Raw genomic sequence first — 18,222 nt, forward strand, 5'->3', positions numbered from 1 at the left:
ACCCGGCGCTCCCTGGTACCCCAGAGGGCGCCGCGTCAGTACCGGGGGGCGCCGCGTCCGCGCTGCAGGTTGGAGGCCCGGCGTTCGCGGGCGCCCCAGCAGGCCCGGTGCCAGTGCCGGCGGTCGTCCACTCCGGCGCCGTGCATCGGCCAGGCCACCACGTGGCCGACGCCGGGCGGGATCTCCTGGTCGCAGCCCGGGCAGCGGTAGTGCCGTCCGGCCGTGCCGGCCACCGTCTGCACCACCCAGTCGTCGCCGCGGTAGTTCTCGGTGCGGCGCAGTGAGCCGCCCGGCGGGGCGGCCTGCTCCGCCGGCTCGCGATCGGCGGCGCTCTTGATCCGGTTGCGGCGGGGCGACACGTCGGTGCTACCTCTCTCGGGGGGCTCGGAACCGTTCCAGCCTACGGCCGTTGACTTCTCCCCAGGGCCCCTATCACGGCATCGCCCGACACTCCGGTGTTTCCGGTGATATCCACCCGTTCTTCTGTGAAATTCGTGGTTCCGCGTGCCATTGGCACATGACATCGGTTACTCACAAGGGGACAGGCGGGGACCGCAGACCCTGCGCGCACCCGAGGAGGCCACCCATGACCAAGACCACCGCCCGTGCCCAGACCCGTCGGCCCGTCGGGGTCCGACCGCCCGCCGGCCCGGTGACCGCCGCCCCCGGCACCCCGGTGCCCGCTCCGCAGCGCTCCGCCGCCCTGCCCGCGGACACCGCCCCGGTACGCGTCGGCGTCTTCCTGCTCTCGGCGCAGTTCCCCGGCCAGACCCACGGCGAGGCGCTGGACCGCACTGTCCGCGCCGCCGTGGAGGCCGAGCACGCGGGTCTGGACAGCGTCTGGCTGGCCGAACACCACTTCGTCCCGTACGGGGTCTGTCCGAACGCCGCCACGCTCGCCGCCCTGCTGCTCGGCCGCACCCGCCGGATCGGCGTCGGCACGGCGGTCAGCGTGCTCTCCACCGCCCACCCGGTCGCGCTCGGCGAGCAGGCCGCCCTGCTGCACCTCACCTCCGGCGGCCGGTTCACCCTCGGCGTGGGCCGCGGCGGCCCGTGGATCGACCTGGACGTCTTCGGCAGCGGCGTGGACGCCTTCGAGCGGGGCTTCCCGGAGCGGCTCGACCTGCTGCTGCGGTGGCTGCGCGGCTCCCGGGTCGGCGCGGACGGCCCGCAGTTCGGCTTCCCCGAGGTGGCCGTGGTGCCGCGGGCCACCGAGCCGCCGCGGCGGCCGGACCTCGGCACCTGGCTCGGCCTCGGCGAGCAGTCCGGACTGCTGCGCTTCCCCCGTCAGCGCAAGGACGCCGACGCGGACGACGCCGGCGGGGAACTCACCGCCGCGGGGCGCCCGGTGGCCGGACCTCCGGTGGTGGTCGCCTGCACCTCCCCCGGCGGGGTCCGGCTGGCCGCCGAGCGCGGGCTGCCGATGCTGCTCGGCATGCACTCCGGCGACGACGACAAGCTGCAGATGCTGGAGCTGTACCGGGAGGCCTGGCGGGCCGCCGGGCGCGGCGAGGAGCAGCTGCGCCGGGTCGAGCGCCAGCACGTCGCGGCCGGCGTGGCCCAGGTGGACGACCGCACCGCGACGGCCCGGGACACCCTGCTGCGGTCGATGCCGGGCTGGTTCGAGTACGGGCTCGGCGCACACCGCACCGTCGACGGCCGGGAACGCAAGATGCGCGACCCGCACCAGTACACCGAACTCCTCTGCGACCTGCACGCGGTGGGCACCCCGAAGCAGTGCGCCGACCGGCTGCTGGCCACTGCCGAGCGGACCGGCATCCGCCGCTTCGCGCTGCTCGCCGAGGGCAGCGGCGACCGCGAGGCGACCCTGCACAACATCGCCCGGCTCGGCTCCGAGGTCCTGCCGCAGCTGGGTTAGGGCTCATTCACAAGACGGGCCCCAGCACCGGCGCCCCGCCCCCGTCGAGGGGAGCGGGGCGGCCCGTCGGCGGTCCGGCCCGCTGGGCGGCGGGCCCGGTGGCCGGTCAGCAGTCCCGGAGCTCGTCGGACTGGTTCAGCAGTTGCTCCCGGACGGACGTGAAGCGCTCGAACCGCGGCCGGTTGGCGTCCGACGGCAGGAACACCGCCACCCGGTGACAGTTCTGGAAGGCCAGCCGGACACCGAAGTGGCGCTGCAGGGCGCCCCGGATCGCGTCGCTGGCGAGGGCCCGGAGGAGCTGGCCGCGGGCCTGCTCGCTGGGCGGCGGTACCTGGTTGTCGGCGAAGTCGGTGCCGTCGACCTTCGCCTGCGCGACCAGGGAGCTGATCAGCTCCCAGGCGTACGGCAGGGAGACGCGGACGCAGTCGACGAATTCGCGCTCGTCGACCTCGCCCCGCTCGGCCTTCTCCAGCAGGGCCGGTGAGACGTCGAGCGACATGGGTTCTCCTCTCACGGTCCACCCGCGCGGCGCCCGGGTGGTGATGCGTAAGTGCAGCTGAGGGTGGTGGGCGTCATCGCGCGTGATGTCCGGAACGCGGTCGGGCGGCTGTTTCCGGCATCGTGCGAAGGCGGCGGTGCCCGGGTCGCGTCCGGGGACGCGTCGGGAGCGCCGGCCGCTCAGAACAGCGTGGCAGTCGGGGGCGAAGCAGGCCGGTGGTTCCTTCGGATTGCTCCGGAAATACGCCTCGGTGCACCAGATTGGCCGGATACCGTCGGATCGTTCATCTGAAGTCTCCATCCCCGTTGACAGCGCACCTGCGAGCATGCCGTCACACACGGTAGCCGCCCATGGGTGCGCGCGCCAGGGTGCCGACGCACCTTCGCCGGATCGCCGAGGCTCCCATGGTGGCGGGGTTCGCGGATTCTTCACCCGGTCGTCGCGGAATCGCATCAAGTGGCCCCGGTGGGCTAGCGTGGTCGACCGTGCGTCTCGTAATTGCCCGCTGCTCAGTCGACTATGCCGGTCGGCTCTCCGCCCACCTGCCCTCCGCCACCAGGCTCATCCTGGTCAAGGCCGACGGCAGCGTCAGCATCCACGCCGACGACCGCGCCTACAAGCCGCTCAACTGGATGTCCCCGCCGTGCGCCCTCAAGGAGGCCGACGGGGTCTGGACGGTGGAGAACAAGGCCGGCGAGAAGCTCATCATCACGTTGGAGGAGGTGTTGCACGACTCCTCCCACGAGCTCGGGGTGGACCCGGGCCTGATCAAGGACGGCGTCGAGGCGCACCTGCAGGAACTGCTGGCGGACCGGATGGAGGTGCTGGGCGTCGGCTGGTCGCTGATCCGCCGCGAGTACCCCACCGCCATCGGGCCGGTCGACATCCTCTGCCGCGACTCGGACGGCGCCACGGTCGCCGTCGAGATCAAGCGGCGCGGCGAGATCGACGGCGTCGAGCAGCTCACCCGCTACCTGGAGCTGCTCAACCGCGACCCGCTGCTCGCCCCGGTGAAGGGCGTCTTCGCCGCGCAGGAGATCAAGCCGCAGGCCCGCGTGCTGGCCACCGACCGCGGCATCGGCTGCGTGGTGCTGGACTACGACGGGCTGCGCGGCATCGACGACGACAAGCTGAAGCTGTTCTGACCGGGGCCTCCCCCTGATCCCTCAGGGGGAGGTGGTCGGAGGCGCCGTCGGGCTCGGCGAGCCCGACGGCGGCTGCGTACCCGAGGGGCTGCCGCTCGCCGACGGCGAGGTGGACGGCGTGGTCGGCGTGGAGCTCGGGCTCGGGGCCGGCCCGTGCGTCACCGGCGGCTGCGGGCCCGGCTGCACCGGGGTCTGCACGGGCGGCACGACCGGCGGCTGGACCGGCTGGCCCGGGGTGGACGGCTGCGCGGTCGCGGTCTCGCCCGCGGTCGGCGACTTGCTCGGCTTCTTCGACGCCGACGGCGAGTGCGACGGCCCGCTCGTGCTCGCCGAGGGCTCCGGCTCGGTCGCGTCCGCGGTCGGCGACTCGCCCGGGCTCTCCGGGGACGTCGCGCCCGCCGCCGGGCTGAGGCTCGGCCGCGGCGACGGCCGCCCGGCGGGCACGCCGGTGCCGTCGTCCGAGCTGCTGTGCGGATCGGTGCCCCGGTGCTCCTCCGGGCCGGCCACGGTCAGGGCCACCGCGGTGCCGAGCACCCCGATCGCCAGCACCGCCGCCGAGGCGGCGACCACCGTCCGCCGGGTCCGCCCGACCGTGCCCGGCGTCGTCTTGAAGCGCCACGGCACCTGCGCGATCGCCCGGATGACGGGCCGCCGGGGCGGCGCCGGGGCGGACGGCTCGCCGGACGGCAGCTGCCGCCCCTCGGCGCGCAGCAGGTCGAGCATCCGGCGGGCGGCCGCGGCCCCGCGCGGCTCGCCGACGGCGGCCCGAAGCGCCAGTGCGGCCTCCAGCTCGGCCGTCGCCCGCCCGGGCTCCTGGGCGCAGACCGCGAACACGCCCAGCTCGTGGTGGAACCAGGCCTCGTCGGCCCGGGAACCGGTCTCGCGGGCGGCCTCCAGACCCAGCCGCAGCGCCCGCTCCCAGGCGCCCCAGCGCAGCGCCAGCGCCAGCGCGGGGGCCGCCGCACGGGCCAGCCGGACGACGGAGGCATGCCGGCCGGCGGTCCGGTCGGCCAGCAGGACTCCGATCACCACCTCCGCCTCGGCCGCGATCTGCTCCAGCGAGACCGAGCTGTGCCCGACCCACCAGGCGAAGTGCTGGGCGGCGCCGTCGGTGGAGCCGCGGGCCGGCCAGTGCGGGGCGAGCAGTTCGACCGCGCCGGCGGTGAGGCGGTGGTGGCCGCCGATGGACACCGCCAGCCCGGCGTCGGCGAGTTCGTGCAACGCGCTCTCGCCCTGCCCGACGTCGATCAGCGCGGGCAGGTGCGGGGCGGTCGGGCACTCGCCGCCGAGCGCCACCGCGAGCCGCAGCACGGCCTGGGCCGGCTCGCTCAGCCCCTCGGCGAGCCGGACCGCCGGCGAGGCGGTCTCGGCCACCGACGGCAGCGGGACGCTGCCGCGCAGCTCGCCCTCGCGGACCGCCGGGTCGGGGTCGTGGACCGGCGCCCGGACCGCGCCGAAGACGTCCAGCCGGTCCTCCTCCGCCGCCACCAGCGCGTCCACCGCGACGTCCCGCTGCCGCAGCAGCGCGGCGGCCTGGACGAAGCGCAGCGGCAGCCCCTCGGACTCGAACCAGAGGTCGACCGCCCAGGCCTTCTCGGCCGCGTCCAGGGGCCGCCCGGCCTGCCGGGCGGCGAGCGCGAGGCACGCGGCCCGGGAGAGGCCGGCGACGGGGTGGTCCTGGAGCCGGGAGTCGGCCGGCAGCAGCGGGCTGCCGGGCGCGGCGGAGATCAGGAAGGCGCAGTCCGGCGCGGCCGCGAGCAGCTGCTCCAGCTCGGCGCCGGTGGGCTCGACCTCGTCGATCACGACGACGGCGCCGACCCGGGCGAGGTGCTCGGCGAGCTGCCCGGGGTCGGGGCGGAAGCCGGGGGCGTGGTGGGTGGCGGCGAAGAGGTCCTGGAGCAGGTCGGCGGCGGTGCGGCGGTGCCCGCAGAGCTGGACGACGCCGCCGGGCGCGAGGTCGCCGGCCGCCTCGGCCACGGCGGAGAGCAGGGCGCTGCGGCCCGAGCCGGCCTGGCCGACCAGGCGTACCGAGCGGCCCTCGGCGAGCAGGCCGAGCAGCTGGGCGACGTCCGCCTCGCGGTCGAGCAGCGGCAGGTCGGCGGGGCCGGCGCCGAGGGCGAGCGGGCCGACGGCACGGCCGGGGCCGCCGACCGGTCCGCGGGCGGGCTCGCTGCGTCCGATCCGGCGCGGCTGCGGGCGCCACTCCTCGGGGCAGGGACGGACCTCGGAGCCGTCCGGGGTGCCGACCGTCACCAGCAGGCCGCCGGAGACCAGCTCACCGCCTCGGGTGCGCACGGCCTCCTGCCGGAACTCACCGGATGGCTGTCCCACGATCTGCTCCGCCCCTTTGTCCTGCCGACCACTGCGAACGGCCGCACCCGGGCCGGGCACGCCGCCCGGCGGTGGGCCGGGGAGCCGCTCCCGGGCCCGGCGGCCGTTCATCTGACGGCAGACTCTTGCACATCCGCTCGCACGCGTGCAGGGCGGACCCGCCCCGAAGGCGGTCCGGGGCCGGCGGCAGGGTTGTCGGAAGGGTTTGCAGGAAGGTTTGCGGGAGGGTTTGCGGGAGGTCCGAGACGGGTCTAGAGCGCCGGGCCCAGCGCGGGCAGGGTCGCGCCGCGGGCCTCGGCGACCACGCCCTCGACCGCGAGGATGCGGTGCAGCCGGGTGGCCACCAGCAGCCGCTGGAGCTGGGCCGGGACGGAGCGCAGCACCAGCCGCCGGCCGATCCGGCCGGCCCGCCGGTGGGTGCCCATGATCACGCCGAGGCCGGTGGCGTCCCAGAACTCCAGCCGGGCGAGGTCCAGGACGAGGTCCCCCAGCCCGCCGTCGACGGCCTGGTGCAGCCGGACCCGCGCGTCGGCGGCGGTGCGCACGTCGAGGCGGCCTTCGATGGCCAGCGCCGCGTGGTCGCCCGTGATGCGCATGGTCTCCTCCTCCGCCTGGCGGGTCACTGGTACAGGTCGGCCCGCCCCGGCCGTGCCGGGTTCGGGGTCGGGCGGTGTCCGTCCGGGCGGGCTTCGAGCCCCGCGCCCGGGACCGGCCGCGGCGTCGTCAGCCCGGGCCGGGTTCCCCCTCATCTGACGGGGAACCAGCTCCGCAGGTTGCTGGTTCCGGCCAGATCTGAAGCAACTTCACTCGTCCGAGGGAATATACGCAGGTACTCTCCACACCTACGCTCGATTACCGCCCAAATCACCCGTCTGCGGCACCCGGCGTGAGGAAACTCACCCGCCCCCGGCGGGGCGGGCCGGACGGTCCTGCGACCGCGCGGCCCGCCGCGTCACCTGCCCCGGTGGGTCACTTGGCCGGGTGCGGGTAGAAGCCCCGGCCGCTCTTGCGGCCCAGGTCACCGGCGGTGACCATGCGCGCCATGATCTCCGGCGCGGCGAACTTCTCGTCCTGGGTCTCGGCGTAGATGTTCCGGGCGGCGTGCAGCAGGATGTCGACGCCGGTCAGGTCGGCGGTCTCCAGCGGGCCCATCGGGTGGCCGAAACCGAGCCGGCAGGCGGTGTCGATGTCCTCGGCGGTGGCCACGCCCGACTCGTAGAGCTTGGCGGCCTCGACGACCAGCGCGGTGATCAGGCGGGTGGTGACGAAGCCGGCGACGTCGCGGTTGACCACCACGACCTCCTTGCCGACGCCCTCGGCGAAGGCGCGGACGGTGGCCAGCGTCTCGTCGCTGGTCTTGTAGCCGCGGACCAGCTCGACCAGCTTCATCAGCGGCACCGGGGAGAAGAAGTGCACGCCGACGACCGACTCGGGGCGCTGGGTGGCGGCAGCGATCCGGGTGATCGGGATGGCCGAGGTGTTGGAGGCCAGCACTGCGCCGTCCTTGGCCAGCTTGTCGAGCTCCCGGAAGACGCCCTCCTTGACCTCCAGCTGCTCGAAGACCGCCTCGACCACGATGTCGGCCTCGGCGACCGCGCCCAGGTCGGTGGTGGTCGTGATCCGGCCCAGCGCCGCCTCGGCGTCCTCGGCGGACAGCTTGCCCTTGGAGACGAACTTCTCGTACGAGGCGCGGATGCCCGCGAGGCCGCGCTGCAGCGCCTCCTCGGTCACGTCCCGCAGCACCACCGGATGGCCGGCCTGGGCGGAGACCTGGGCGATGCCGGCTCCCATGAGGCCGGCGCCGATCACGGCGATCTGCTGGCTGGACGCATTGCTCATGGCTGGGTCTCCCGATGCCGTCGCCGCCCTGCGGGCGGGCCCTGAAGGCGGCTCAGCGCAGGGGTCACCCACTACGAGCCGCATCGCTCACCGCGCGACTTTAGTGCCGATCGGCGCGGCATGGTGCCAACCGGGAGTGTGATCTGTGACCGACCCGGTCGGACGAGCAGGTCGGTCGATCAGATGGTCAGACCGATGTCCTGCGCCAGGATCGCCGCCTGCACCCGGCTGCGCAGCTGCAGCTTGGCCAGGATCCGGCTGACGTGCGTCTTGGTGGTCGCCTCCGCCATCGCCAGCCGCCCGGCGATCTCGCCGTTGGAGAGCCCGGCACCGATGCAGGCCAGCACCTCCCGCTCGCGCGGGGTGAGGCCGGACACGGCCTCCCGCACCGCGGGCCCGACCGTGCGCTCCGGGCGGGCGAAGGTGCCGATCAGCCGCCTGGTCACGGACGGGGCCAGCATGCCGTCCCCGCGCGCCACCGTGCGGATGCCCTCGACCAGGGTGTCCGCCTCCAGGTCCTTGAGCAGGAACCCGGCCGCTCCGGCCCGCAGCGCGCCGTAGACGTACTCGTCCAGGTCGAAGGTGGTCAGCACCAGCACCTGGGCCGCCCCGGCGGAGACCACCTGGCGGGTCGCCGAGACCCCGTCCAGGCGGGGCATCTGCACGTCCATCAGGACCACGTCGGGCTTGAGTTCGAGCGCGAGGCGCACCGCCTCCTCGCCGTCCGCGGCCTGCCCGACCACCTCCAGGTCCGGCTCGGCCCGCAGGATCATCACCAGCGCGGTCCGCACCGCCGCCTGGTCCTCCGCCACCAGCACCCGGATCGTCATGCCCGCCCCTCCTTGGTCTCGGTCACCAGGGCGCGCGGCAGCACCGCGCGCACCTCCCAGCAGTCGCCCTCCGGACCGGCCGCGAAGCTGCCGCCGAGCAGCCCGGCCCGCTCCCGCATCCCCACCATGCCCGCCCGGGCGCCGGGCAGCTCCTGGCCCGCTCCCCTGCGGTACGGGCTGTCGACGGCGATCCGCAGCTCCTCCGGCCGGTAGTCCAGCCGGACCAGGACCCGGCCCGGGCCGGCGTGCTTGAGCGCGTTGGTCAGCGACTCCTGCACGATCCGGTAGGCGGCCAGCCCGACCGGTACGGCCAGCTCACCCCGCTCGCCACTCTCCGTGAGCTCGAAGTCCAGTCCGACGTCCTGGCCGGCCGCCCGGGCCTTGGCCAGCAGCGCGTCGACGGCCTGCAGGTCGGGCGCGGCGTAGGACTCGTCGGCCTCGCCCCCTCCGCTGTCCCGCAGCAGCCCGATCATGCGGCGCATTTCGGCCAAACCCTGGACGCTGTTCTCCCGGATCACCCCCAGCGCCTCCACCAGCGGGTCGTCCTCGGGCCGGTGGCGGCGCCGGGCCACCGACTGCGCGCCGGTGGCGTGGATCGCGATGGCCGACAGGTGGTTGGCCACCACGTCGTGCAACTCGCGGGCCATCCGCGCCCGTTCGGCACTCACCGCCTCGCGCCGGTCCATCTCGGAGAGCAGCGCGGTCTGTTCGGCGCGCAGCCGCTGGGTGTCCGCCTCCTCGCGGTGCTTGCGCACCAGGTCGCCGGTCCACACCGGCGCCAGGTAGATCAGCGTGCTCAGCACCACGACGGCCACCGCGTTGGAGGCGTCGCTGTAGACCAGCACCAGTGTGGAGAGCACCAGCACCGAGGCCGCACCGGTCAGGTGCAGGATCCGCGACATCCGCGGGGTGCCGTAGAGCACCGCGGCGTACAGCAGGTCGGTGTACATCAGGCTGGTCGCCAGCAGGGCGCCGGTGAAGATGCTGGCACCGAAGGCGAACCCGCCGACCGTCGCGGTGAGCACCGGCCGGGTGCGCCGGACCAGCTCCAGCGCGGCCATCACCAGCAGCGTCGGGACGGGCGCCCAGCGCGGGATCGCCGAGGAGTGGTCGTACACCTTCAGGGCGATCAGCAGCAGCCCTCCGAGCAACCCGAAGAGCGCGATCGCCCGGTCCTCCTGCCGAGGGGTGAGTGTCGGTCTGCGCACGACCCCATCAGATCATCCCCGGACCGGACCCCGGCTCGGGAGTGCGGAGGAGCCGCGGTACATCGAAAGATGCAGGCCCGGTTCGGCTCCGGCGACGACGTCGGGCGCGCCCGCGCCCGGGAGGCTGGAGGCAACGTGGAAACGGGGTGCACATCATGATCGTCACACTGATCGTCGCGGCCGAGGTCGCCTTCTGGGTCCTGCTCGGCCTCGGCCTGGCCACCCGCTACCTGCTACGGCTGCGGGCCCTGAGCACCGTGCTGCTGGTCGGCCTGCCGGTGGTGGACCTGACCCTGTTCGCCCTCACCGTCGTCGACCTGCGCGGCGGCTCGGCCGTGAGCTGGACGCACGCCCTGGCCGCGAGCTACGCGGGCTTCTCGATCGGCTACGGGCCGTCCATCGTCCGCTGGGCCGACGGGCAGTTCCAGCACCGCTACGCCGGCGGTCCCAAGCCCCCGCGCTCCCCCAAGTACGGGCCGGAGCGGACCCGCCACGAGTGGCGGATCGCCGGCCGGACGGCGGTCTCGGCCGGCGTCACGCTCTCCCTGATCACCCTGCTGGTGCCGCTCTCCGCCGGCGCCGCCCACTTCTCCGACTTCACCAGCTGGTACGTGAAGCTCGGCATGGCGGCCGTGATCAACGCGATCGTGGCCGGCTGCTACTCGCTCTGGCCCAAGGAGGCACCGGCCGGCGCGATCGTCGAGGACGGCCACGTGGTCGGGTGGAAGGTCCCGCAGAGCCGGTGAGTACGCCGCGGCCCGGCTGCCGGGCCGCGGCGGCGGCTCAGCGGTTCTCCCCCGGCACCCAGAGCACGTCGCCCTGCTCCTTGTTGGCCGTCCGGGCCAGGATGAACAGCAGGTCGGAGAGCCGGTTGAGGTACTTGGCGGTGAGCGGGTTCACGGTGTCCCCGTGCTCCTCGATGGCGGCCCAGGTGGCCCGCTCGGCCCGTCGCACCACCGTGCAGGCCAGGTGCAGGTGGGCGGCGCCGGCGGTGCCGCCGGGGAGGATGAAGCTGCGCAGCTTCTCCAGCGGCTCCAGGAAGCGGTCGCAGTCCTCCTCCAGCCGGTCGATGTAGGACTGCAGGACCCGCAGCGGCGGGTACTTCGGGTCCTCCACGACCGGGGTGGCCAGGTCGGCGCCGACGTCGAAGAGGTCGTTCTGCACCCGGGTGAGCACTGCGGCGACGTCCTCGCCGAGCCCGCCGGCGGCGATCGCGACCCCGATCGCGGCGTTCGCCTCGTTGGTGTCGGCGTACGCGACCAGGCGGGGGTCGGTCTTGGTGGTCCGGCTCATGTCGCCGAGCGCGGTGGTGCCGTCGTCGCCGGTACGGGTGTAGATGCGCGTCAGATTGACCATGCGGCCAGCGTAGCCGGGCCGGTTAAGCGCCGTTAACCCCCCACCCCGAGGGTCTCGTCGCTACGCGACGTTGACCTCCCCCAGCCTCCGGCCGGGAGGTGCCCCCACCCCGAGGGTCTCGTCGCTACGCGACGTTGACCCTCTGCCCGGGTGGGGCGGCTTCGAGCCAGGCGAGGAAGCCGGTCAGCGCGTCCTCGCTCATCGCCAGCTCCAGCGGCGCGCCGTTGTGCAGGCAGCGCAGCACCACCGAGCCGGAGAGCAGGGCCAGCTCCTCCTGCCCCTCCGGGTAGCGCCGGCCCAGCACCTCGATCTCCCGGCGCGGCAGCACCTTGCGCGGGCGCGGGGCGTACGAGAAGACCCGGAACCACTCGATCGAGTCCCCGCTGTATCGGCCGATACCAAAAACCCACCCCTTGCCGTCGGTCTGGGGGACCGGGGCTGAGGTGGGCTTGCCGTTCTCGTCGAGGTCGGGCTGCGTGGAGGCGTCGGCGGGCATTTTGAGGCGGTAGCTGCAGTCGAAGGTGCCTCCCGCCCGCTGGATCACACGGCGGCGTACCGCGAACGCGACCAAGCCGATCACACCCAACGCCACGACCGCCGCACACACCACAAGGGCGAGGACCATGCTCACCTACCTCCTCGCTACCCGCGTTCCCCGTATCGGTCGTATCAGGCGACCGCGTTGACCTACCAACTGAGACGACAGTCCCGGGGTCACGCTCACGCGTCCCCGGGACCGTCGGTCGACCCCGCTAAGCCAGGGTCCGGCGCACTCAGGCGTGGGCCTTGAGACCGCGCGCCGCGAACAGCCGCACCTCGGCGCGGCGCTCGGCGTGCTCGTCCAGGTCCGACTGCGCCTTCTCCAGCGCGCGCTCGGCACGGGCGACATCGATCTCGTCCGCCAGCTCGGCGATCTCCGCGAGCAGAGACAGCTTGTTGTCGGCGAAGGAGATGAAGCCACCGTGGACAGCGGCGATCACGGTGCCGCCGTCCGTGGTGCGGATGGTGACCGGGCCGGTCTCCAGCACGCTCAGCACCGGGGTGTGACCCGGCATGATGCCGGTGTCACCGGAGGCCGTACGGGCGACGACGATGGTGGCCGCACCGGACCACACCTTGCGGTCGGCTGCGACCAGCTCGACGTGCAGCTCAGCCAACGTGGGCTCCTAGGCTCATGCAACGCCCGATTACTCGGGAGTTTCGGTAAGAATAACGGGCCCGCGCCCCCGGCATGAAACCGGCGGCACGGATTTGACCGGAATCACAGCCGATGCGACGCGAGGGGTGGCACCCAGGGCCTGGGGCCACCCCTCACGGTCACTCAGCTGCTACCGGCCGCGACTACTTCTTCGCGAGCTCGGCGGCGTTCTTCTCGAGGTCCTCGATGCCACCGCACATGAAGAAGGCCTGCTCCGGGACGGCGTCGTACTTGCCGTCCGCGATCGCGTTGAAGGCCTCGATGGTCTCCGACAGCGGCACGGTCGAACCCTCGACACCGGTGAACTGCTTCGCCACGTAGGTGTTCTGCGAGAGGAAGCGCTCGATGCGGCGGGCACGGTGAACCGTGACCTTGTCCTCCTCGGACAGCTCGTCGATACCGAGGATCGCGATGATGTCCTGGAGGTCCTTGTACTTCTGCAGGATCCCCTTGATACGGACGGCCGTCTCGTAGTGGGTCGCCGTGATGTACCGCGGGTCGAGGATGCGGGACGTGGAGTCCAGCGGGTCGACGGCCGGGTAGATGCCCTTCTCCGAGATCGGGCGCGACAGAACGGTCGTCGCGTCCAGGTGGGCGAAGGTGGTGGCCGGGGCCGGGTCGGTCAGGTCGTCCGCGGGGACGTAGATCGCCTGCATCGAGGTGATCGAGTGACCGCGGGTCGAGGTGATGCGCTCCTGCAGGAGGCCCATCTCGTCGGCCAGGTTCGGCTGGTAACCCACCGCGGAGGGCATACGGCCGAGCAGGGTCGACACCTCGGAACCGGCCTGGGTGAACCGGAAGATGTTGTCGATGAAGAGGAGCACGTCCTGCTTCTCGACGTCACGGAAGTACTCCGCCATGGTCAGCGCGGAGAGCGCGACGCGCAGACGGGTGCCCGGCGGCTCGTCCATCTGGCCGAAGACCAGCGCGGTCTTGTCCAGAACGCCCGAGTCGACCATCTCGTCGATGAGGTCGTTGCCCTCACGGGTGCGCTCGCCGACGCCGGCGAACACCGACACACCACCGAAGTTCTCGGCGACGCGGTAGATCATCTCCTGGATCAGAACGGTCTTGCCGACACCGGCACCACCGAACAGACCGATCTTGCCACCCTGGACGTACGGGGTGAGGAGGTCGATGACCTTGATGCCGGTCTCGAACATCTCGGTCTTGGACTCGAGGTCCTTGAACTCCGGGGCCTTGCGGTGGATCGGCCAGCGGACCTCGACCTGCTTGTCGAACTCCGCCTGGTCGACGTTCAGCACGTCACCCAGGGCGTTGAAGACCTTGCCCTTGGTGATCTGGCCGACCGGCACGGAGATGGCCGCACCGGTGTCGGAGACCTGCGTGCCACGGACCAGGCCGTCGGTCGGCTGCATCGAGATGCCGCGGACCATGCCGTCGCCGAGGTGCTGGGCGACCTCGAGGGTCAGGGTCTTCTTGCCCGAGCCGTCGGGGTTGTCCACCTCGACGTGCAGGGCGTTGAACATGTCCGGAATCGCGTCGACGGGGAACTCCACGTCGACGACCGGGCCGATGACCCGCGCGACGCGGCCCGTCGCCGTGGTCGGCTCAACAGTGGTGGTCATACTCATTCGCTCCCGCGGCTAGCGTCGGCGAGGGCGTTGGCGCCGCCGACGATCTCGCTGATTTCCTGGGTGATCTCGGCCTGACGGGCCGAGTTGGCAAGCCGCGTGAGCGACTTGATGAGCTCGCCGGCGTTGTCCGTCGCGCTCTTCATCGCGCGGCGGCGGGCGGCGTGCTCGGAAGCGGCCGACTGCAGCAGCGCGTTGTAGATCCGGCTCTCGACGTACCGCGGCAGCAGGGCGTCCAGGACGCCCTCGGCCGACGGCTCGAAGTCGTACAGCGGGAAGATCTCCGCCTTGGCCGGCTTCTGGTCGCTGAGCTGGACCTCGTCCAGCTTCAGCGGCAGGAGCCTGGCGTCCACCGCCGTCTGCGTCAGCATCGACTCGAACCGCGTCGAGATCAGGTGCAGCTCGTCCACGCCGCCGGTCTCGGCCGTGAAGGCCTCGATCAGGTCGGCCGCCACGGCCTTCGCGTCACCGTAGGTCGGCTTGTCCGAGAATCCCGTGAACGACCCCGCCACCGTGAGGTTGCGGAAGGTGTAGTACGAGACGCCCTTGCGACCGACGATGTACGTCACCACTTCCTTGCCCTCGGCCCGCAGGCGCTCGGTGAGCGTCAGCGCGGCCTTGATGGCGTTGGACGAGTAACCGCCCGCCAGACCACGGTCGGCCGTGATCAGCAGGACCGCGGCGACCGCGGCGTTCGGGTTCTCGGTGGTGAGCGGGTGCTTGGCGTTGGACCGGGTGGCCACCGCCGTCACCGCCCGGGTGAGCTCATCGGCGTACGGAGTGGAGGCGGCCACCGCGCGCTGCGCCTTGACGATGCGCGACGCGGAGATCATCTCCATCGCCTTGGTGATCTTCTTCGTCGCGGTGACAGAGCGGATCCGGCGCTTGTAGACCCGAAGCTGTGCTCCCATGGGTCGTTACGTCCTTTCCCTCGCTACCGGACTCAGGCCTGCTCGCCGAGGAGCTTGCCGTCGGCGGTGGTGAAGCCCTGCTTGAAGGACTCGATCGCGGAGGTCAGCGCGTCGACGGTGCCGTCGGCGAGCAGACCGGTCTCGACGATGCCGGCGAGCAGGTCCTTGTGCTGCAGGCGCACGTAGTCCAGGAACTCGCGCTCGAAGCGGCGGATGTCCGCCACCGGGACGTCGTCCATCTTGCCGGTGGTGCCGGCCCAGATGGAGACGACCTGCTCCTCGACCGGGAACGGCTGGTACTGGCCCTGCTTCAGCAGCTCGACCATGCGCGCACCGCGCTCCAGCTGGGCCTTGGAGGCCGCGTCCAGGTCGGAACCGAAGGCGGCGAACGCCTCCAGCTCGCGGTACTGGGCCAGGTCCAGACGCAGGCGGCCGGCGACCGAGCGCATGGCCTTGATCTGGGCGGAGCCACCGACGCGGGAGACCGAGATACCGACGTTCACGGCCGGGCGGATGCCGGCGTTGAACAGGTCGGACTCCAGGAAGCACTGGCCGTCGGTGATGGAGATGACGTTGGTCGGGATGTACGCCGAGACGTCGTTGGCCTTGGTCTCGATGATCGGCAGACCGGTCATCGAGCCGCCGCCGAGGGCGTCGTTCAGCTTGGCGCAGCGCTCCAGCAGGCGGGAGTGCAGGTAGAAGACGTCACCCGGGTAGGCCTCGCGGCCCGGCGGGCGGCGCAGCAGCAGGGAGACGGAGCGGTAGGCCTCGGCCTGCTTCGACAGGTCGTCGAAGATGATCAGGACGTGCTTGCCGTCGTACATCCACTCCTGGCCGATGGCCGAGCCGGTGTACGGGGCGAGGTACTTGAAGCCGGCCGGGTCGGAGGCGGGAGCAGCCACGATCGTGGTGTACTCCAGCGCGCCGGCCTCCTCCAGGGCGCCGCGGACGGACGCGATGGTGGAGCCCTTCTGGCCGACGGCGACGTAGATGCAGCGGACCTGCTTCTCCGGGTCGCCCGAGCGCCAGTTGTCGCGCTGGTTGATGATCGTGTCGACGGCCACCGCGGTCTTGCCGGTCTGGCGGTCACCGATGATCAGCTGACGCTGGCCACGGCCGATCGGGGTCATCGCGTCGATGGCCTTGATACCGGTCTGCAGCGGCTGCTTGACCGACTTGCGGGCCATGACGCCGGGGGCCTGCAGCTCCAGGGCGCGACGGCCGGTGGAGGCGATGTCGCCCAGGCCGTCGATCGGGTTGCCCAGCGGGTCCACGACACGGCCGAGGTAGCCGTCGCCGACCGGCACGGAGAGAACCTCGCCGGTGCGGCGCACCGTCTGGCCCTCCTCGATGCCGCTGAACTCGCCGAGGACGACGACACCGATCTCGCGGGTGTCGAGGTTCAGCGCGAGGCCGAGCGTGCCGTCCTCGAACTTCAGCAGCTCGTTGGCCATGACCGAGGGCAGACCCTCGACCTTGGCAATACCGTCCATGGCCTCGGTGACCGTGCCGACCTCTTCAACAGAGGCGGCGTCCGGCTGGTACGACTGGACAAAGTCGGCCAGCGCGTCCCGGATCTCCTCCGGACGGATCGTAAGCTCCGCCATCAGGCTTCCCTGCTCTCCTAGTTTGCGATCCTCGGCCCGCCATTGAGGGCCGCAAGTATTCGACTCTCGGCCGGGTCTCTCGAACCGGCCGTACGATTTGCCGGCTCCGGTGGAGCCGGGTCCCGACCGAGGGTCGGATGTGCTTCGGTGCTCAGCCTTCGAGCGACTGGCGAGCGCCTTCGAGGCGGCTCGACACGGTGCCGTCGATGATCTCGTCGCCGATCTGGACCCGGACACCGCCGACGACCTCGGGGTCGACGTCGATGTTCAGGTGGACCTGGCGGCCCTGCATCCGGCCCAGAGCGGCCGAGAGGCGCTCCTTCTGGACGTCCGACAGCGGCACCGCGGTGGTGACCAGGGCCACCACGCGCCCGCGCCGAGCGGCGGCGAGCTTCGAGTAGGACTCGAGTCCCTGCTCAAGGCTACGGCCACGCGGGTGGTTGACCAGGGCGGTCACCAGCCGGACGGTGCCCGCGTTGGCGCGGCCGCCGAGCAGCTTCTTGATCAGCTCCGCCTTGGCGGCGGCACCGGCCTTGGGCTCGGTCAGCGCGGTGCGCAGCTCGTGCGAGCCGCTCACCACCCGGCCGAACCGGAACAGCTCGTCCTCGACGTCGTCCAGGACACCGGCCTTGTCGGCGGCGATGACCTCGGCGTACGCGGCCAGCTCCTCGGTGGCGTCGACCAGGTCGCGCCCACCCGACCAGCGGGAGCGGACCAGGCCGGAGACCAGGTCCACCGTCTCGCCGGAGACCTGGCCGGCCAGCAGCGAGGAGACCAGCTGGGCCTTGTCCTGGCCCGACCGGGACGGGTCGGTCAGGACGCGGCGCAGCGACACCTCACGGTCCAGCAGGACCGTGACGGCGGTGAGCTCCTCGGCGAGCTTGGCCGCGTCCACCGAAGTGGAGTCGGTCAGACCCTCCAGGTTCTGCCGCCCGGCGGCGAGGGCCTCGCGGCTAGCGCCGATCACTTGGCCGCACCCTGAGCAACGGCGGCCTTGGCCTCCAGCTCGTCCAGGAAGCGGTCGATGACGCCGCTCTGCCGCGCGTGGTCCTCAAGGGACTCACCCACGATGCGGGAGGCCAGCTGCGAGGCCAGCGAACCCACGTCCTGGCGCAGGGCGGCGGTCGCCTGCTTCTTGTCGGCCTCGATCTGGGCGTGCCCGGCGGCGACGATGGCCTCGCGCTGACGCTGGCCCTCCTCGCGCATCTCGCCGAGCTGGGCCGCGCCCTGCTCGCGAGCCTGCTCGACGATGCGGGCAGCCTCGTGACGCGCCTCGGCCAGCTCGGCGCGGTACTGCTCAAGCAGGGCCTGGGCCTCAGCCTGAGCGGCCTCGGCCCGCTCCATCCCGCCCTCGATGGCGTCCCGGCGCTCCGACAGCACCTTCTCGATGCTGGGGAGGAGCTTCTTGCCGAGCAGGCCGAAGACGATGAAGAAGCAGAGCAGGCCGATGATGATCTCGGGCCACGCGGGGAGGAGAGGATTCATCTTCTCCTCTTCCTGCGCAAGCTGAGCCACGATGCCCATGCTCATATCTGGACCTTCCTCGAAAGGGTCTGCGGCGGGATTACTTGTTGCCGAAGACGAACGGCATGACGATGCCGATGAGGGCCAGCGCCTCGGTCAGCGCGAAGCCGATGAACATGTTGGAACGGATGAGGCCGGCAGCCTCGGGCTGACGGGCCATGGCCTGGACACCGTTACCGAAGATGAGACCGACGCCGATGCCGGGGCCGATCGCGGCGAGGCCGTAGCCGATGGACGCGACGGAACCGTAGACAGTGCCCTCAGCGAGGAAGCTCATTGCAGTTGTCCTTTGCAGGGTGG

General features: G+C 72.2%; 19 protein-coding genes. 3 read left to right on the plus strand and 16 right to left on the minus strand.

The window, feature by feature from the left end:
- Positions 1–35: 35 nt before the first annotated feature.
- Entirely contained in the window at positions 36–359 is a 324-nt protein-coding gene (locus tag ACIPSC_RS10440; protein WP_400824650.1) for an ATP/GTP-binding protein, read from the minus strand.
- 227 nt (positions 360–586) lie between these two features.
- Between ACIPSC_RS10440 and ACIPSC_RS10445 the strand changes: the two genes are divergently transcribed.
- Positions 587–1,879 (plus strand): LLM class flavin-dependent oxidoreductase, encoded by a 1,293-nt coding sequence (locus ACIPSC_RS10445; RefSeq protein ID WP_400824651.1) that lies wholly within the window; start codon positions 587–589, stop codon positions 1,877–1,879.
- Positions 1,880–1,985: 106 nt separating this feature from the next.
- Here ACIPSC_RS10445 and ACIPSC_RS10450 read toward each other — a convergent pair whose 3' ends face one another.
- Positions 1,986–2,378 (minus strand): SCO5389 family protein, encoded by a 393-nt coding sequence (locus ACIPSC_RS10450; RefSeq protein WP_400824652.1) that lies wholly within the window; start codon positions 2,376–2,378, stop codon positions 1,986–1,988.
- Between the two features lie 485 nt (positions 2,379–2,863).
- On the opposite strand from ACIPSC_RS10450, the gene nucS reads away from it, so the two are divergent.
- Entirely contained in the window at positions 2,864–3,523 is a 660-nt protein-coding gene (gene nucS / locus ACIPSC_RS10455; RefSeq protein WP_400824653.1) for an endonuclease NucS, read from the plus strand.
- A 21-nt stretch (positions 3,524–3,544) separates the two neighbouring features.
- Here nucS and ACIPSC_RS10460 read toward each other — a convergent pair whose 3' ends face one another.
- The 5 genes from ACIPSC_RS10460 to ACIPSC_RS10480 all read right to left on the minus strand — a co-directional run bounded on the left by ACIPSC_RS10460 (position 3,545) and on the right by ACIPSC_RS10480 (position 9,731).
- The gene (locus tag ACIPSC_RS10460; RefSeq protein WP_400824654.1) at positions 3,545–5,854 is read right to left on the minus strand and encodes an ATP-binding protein; all 2,310 of its coding nucleotides are present in this window, start codon (positions 5,852–5,854) and stop codon (positions 3,545–3,547) included.
- A gap of 251 nt (positions 5,855–6,105) precedes the next feature.
- Entirely contained in the window at positions 6,106–6,450 is a 345-nt protein-coding gene (locus ACIPSC_RS10465; RefSeq protein ID WP_313765559.1) for an STAS domain-containing protein, read from the minus strand.
- Between the two features lie 373 nt (positions 6,451–6,823).
- The gene (locus ACIPSC_RS10470; protein ID WP_400824655.1) at positions 6,824–7,693 is read right to left on the minus strand and encodes a 3-hydroxyacyl-CoA dehydrogenase family protein; all 870 of its coding nucleotides are present in this window, start codon (positions 7,691–7,693) and stop codon (positions 6,824–6,826) included.
- Between the two features lie 179 nt (positions 7,694–7,872).
- The gene (locus ACIPSC_RS10475; protein WP_400824656.1) at positions 7,873–8,523 is read right to left on the minus strand and encodes a response regulator; all 651 of its coding nucleotides are present in this window, start codon (positions 8,521–8,523) and stop codon (positions 7,873–7,875) included.
- Complete coding sequence (locus ACIPSC_RS10480; RefSeq protein ID WP_400824657.1) at positions 8,520–9,731, minus strand: sensor histidine kinase; 1,212 nt, start codon at positions 9,729–9,731, stop codon at positions 8,520–8,522. Before ACIPSC_RS10480 ends, ACIPSC_RS10475 begins: the two co-directional genes overlap by 4 nt.
- 155 nt (positions 9,732–9,886) lie before the next feature.
- Between ACIPSC_RS10480 and ACIPSC_RS10485 the strand changes: the two genes are divergently transcribed.
- On the plus strand, positions 9,887–10,477 hold the full coding sequence (locus ACIPSC_RS10485; protein WP_400824658.1) for a hypothetical protein: 591 nt from the start codon (positions 9,887–9,889) through the stop codon (positions 10,475–10,477).
- 37 nt (positions 10,478–10,514) lie between these two features.
- On the opposite strand, the gene ACIPSC_RS10490 is transcribed toward ACIPSC_RS10485, so the two are convergent.
- From ACIPSC_RS10490 to atpE, 9 genes are all read right to left on the minus strand, one after another.
- Positions 10,515–11,087, minus strand: a complete 573-nt coding sequence (locus tag ACIPSC_RS10490; protein WP_400824659.1) for a cob(I)yrinic acid a,c-diamide adenosyltransferase — start codon at positions 11,085–11,087, stop codon at positions 10,515–10,517.
- Between the two features lie 124 nt (positions 11,088–11,211).
- Positions 11,212–11,712 (minus strand): DUF2550 domain-containing protein, encoded by a 501-nt coding sequence (locus ACIPSC_RS10495; protein WP_238865240.1) that lies wholly within the window; start codon positions 11,710–11,712, stop codon positions 11,212–11,214.
- Between the two features lie 148 nt (positions 11,713–11,860).
- Entirely contained in the window at positions 11,861–12,244 is a 384-nt protein-coding gene (locus ACIPSC_RS10500; protein ID WP_400824660.1) for a F0F1 ATP synthase subunit epsilon, read from the minus strand.
- A gap of 184 nt (positions 12,245–12,428) precedes the next feature.
- Positions 12,429–13,874, minus strand: coding sequence for a F0F1 ATP synthase subunit beta (gene atpD / locus ACIPSC_RS10505; protein ID WP_400824662.1), 1,446 nt, complete (start codon positions 13,872–13,874; stop codon positions 12,429–12,431).
- A 2-nt stretch (positions 13,875–13,876) separates the two neighbouring features.
- Entirely contained in the window at positions 13,877–14,791 is a 915-nt protein-coding gene (locus tag ACIPSC_RS10510; protein WP_400824663.1) for a F0F1 ATP synthase subunit gamma, read from the minus strand.
- 32 nt (positions 14,792–14,823) lie between these two features.
- Positions 14,824–16,398, minus strand: a complete 1,575-nt coding sequence (gene atpA, locus ACIPSC_RS10515; RefSeq protein WP_400824664.1) for a F0F1 ATP synthase subunit alpha — start codon at positions 16,396–16,398, stop codon at positions 14,824–14,826.
- Positions 16,399–16,549: 151 nt separating this feature from the next.
- The gene (locus tag ACIPSC_RS10520) at positions 16,550–17,365 is read right to left on the minus strand and encodes a F0F1 ATP synthase subunit delta (RefSeq protein ID WP_400824665.1); all 816 of its coding nucleotides are present in this window, start codon (positions 17,363–17,365) and stop codon (positions 16,550–16,552) included.
- A complete protein-coding gene (locus ACIPSC_RS10525; protein WP_313767953.1) occupies positions 17,362–17,922 on the minus strand; it encodes a F0F1 ATP synthase subunit B in 561 nt (186 codons plus the stop codon). Before ACIPSC_RS10525 ends, ACIPSC_RS10520 begins: the two co-directional genes overlap by 4 nt.
- 40 nt (positions 17,923–17,962) lie before the next feature.
- Positions 17,963–18,199 carry an ATP synthase F0 subunit C gene (gene atpE, locus ACIPSC_RS10530; protein ID WP_148642913.1) on the minus strand — a complete coding sequence of 79 codons (237 nt, stop codon included), beginning with the start codon at positions 18,197–18,199 and terminating at the stop codon, positions 17,963–17,965.
- Between the last annotated feature and the right edge of the window lie 23 nt (positions 18,200–18,222).

It is taken from the genome of Kitasatospora sp. NPDC090091, assembly GCF_044747365.1.
In the GTDB taxonomy this organism is placed as follows: Bacteria; Actinomycetota; Actinomycetes; order Streptomycetales; family Streptomycetaceae; genus Kitasatospora.

What these genes read in the sequence shown, in the direction of transcription:
- ACIPSC_RS10510 (WP_400824663.1), bottom strand. Translation starts at nt 14,791, where the DNA reads ATGGGAGCACAGCTTCGGGTCTACAAGCGCCGGATCCGCTCTGTCACC.
- ACIPSC_RS10465 (WP_313765559.1), bottom strand. Translation starts at nt 6,450, where the DNA reads ATGCGCATCACGGGCGACCACGCGGCGCTGGCCATCGAAGGCCGCCTC.
- atpD (WP_400824662.1), bottom strand. Translation starts at nt 13,874, where the DNA reads ATGACCACCACTGTTGAGCCGACCACGGCGACGGGCCGCGTCGCGCGG.
- ACIPSC_RS10475 (WP_400824656.1), bottom strand. Translation starts at nt 8,523, where the DNA reads ATGACGATCCGGGTGCTGGTGGCGGAGGACCAGGCGGCGGTGCGGACC.
- ACIPSC_RS10485 (WP_400824658.1), top strand. Translation starts at nt 9,887, where the DNA reads ATGATCGTCACACTGATCGTCGCGGCCGAGGTCGCCTTCTGGGTCCTG.
- ACIPSC_RS10445 (WP_400824651.1), top strand. Translation starts at nt 587, where the DNA reads ATGACCAAGACCACCGCCCGTGCCCAGACCCGTCGGCCCGTCGGGGTC.
- atpE (WP_148642913.1), bottom strand. Translation starts at nt 18,199, where the DNA reads ATGAGCTTCCTCGCTGAGGGCACTGTCTACGGTTCCGTCGCGTCCATC.
- ACIPSC_RS10495 (WP_238865240.1), bottom strand. Translation starts at nt 11,712, where the DNA reads ATGGTCCTCGCCCTTGTGGTGTGTGCGGCGGTCGTGGCGTTGGGTGTG.
- ACIPSC_RS10490 (WP_400824659.1), bottom strand. Translation starts at nt 11,087, where the DNA reads ATGGTCAATCTGACGCGCATCTACACCCGTACCGGCGACGACGGCACC.
- atpA (WP_400824664.1), bottom strand. Translation starts at nt 16,398, where the DNA reads ATGGCGGAGCTTACGATCCGTCCGGAGGAGATCCGGGACGCGCTGGCC.
- ACIPSC_RS10525 (WP_313767953.1), bottom strand. Translation starts at nt 17,922, where the DNA reads ATGGGCATCGTGGCTCAGCTTGCGCAGGAAGAGGAGAAGATGAATCCT.
- ACIPSC_RS10470 (WP_400824655.1), bottom strand. Translation starts at nt 7,693, where the DNA reads ATGAGCAATGCGTCCAGCCAGCAGATCGCCGTGATCGGCGCCGGCCTC.
- ACIPSC_RS10450 (WP_400824652.1), bottom strand. Translation starts at nt 2,378, where the DNA reads ATGTCGCTCGACGTCTCACCGGCCCTGCTGGAGAAGGCCGAGCGGGGC.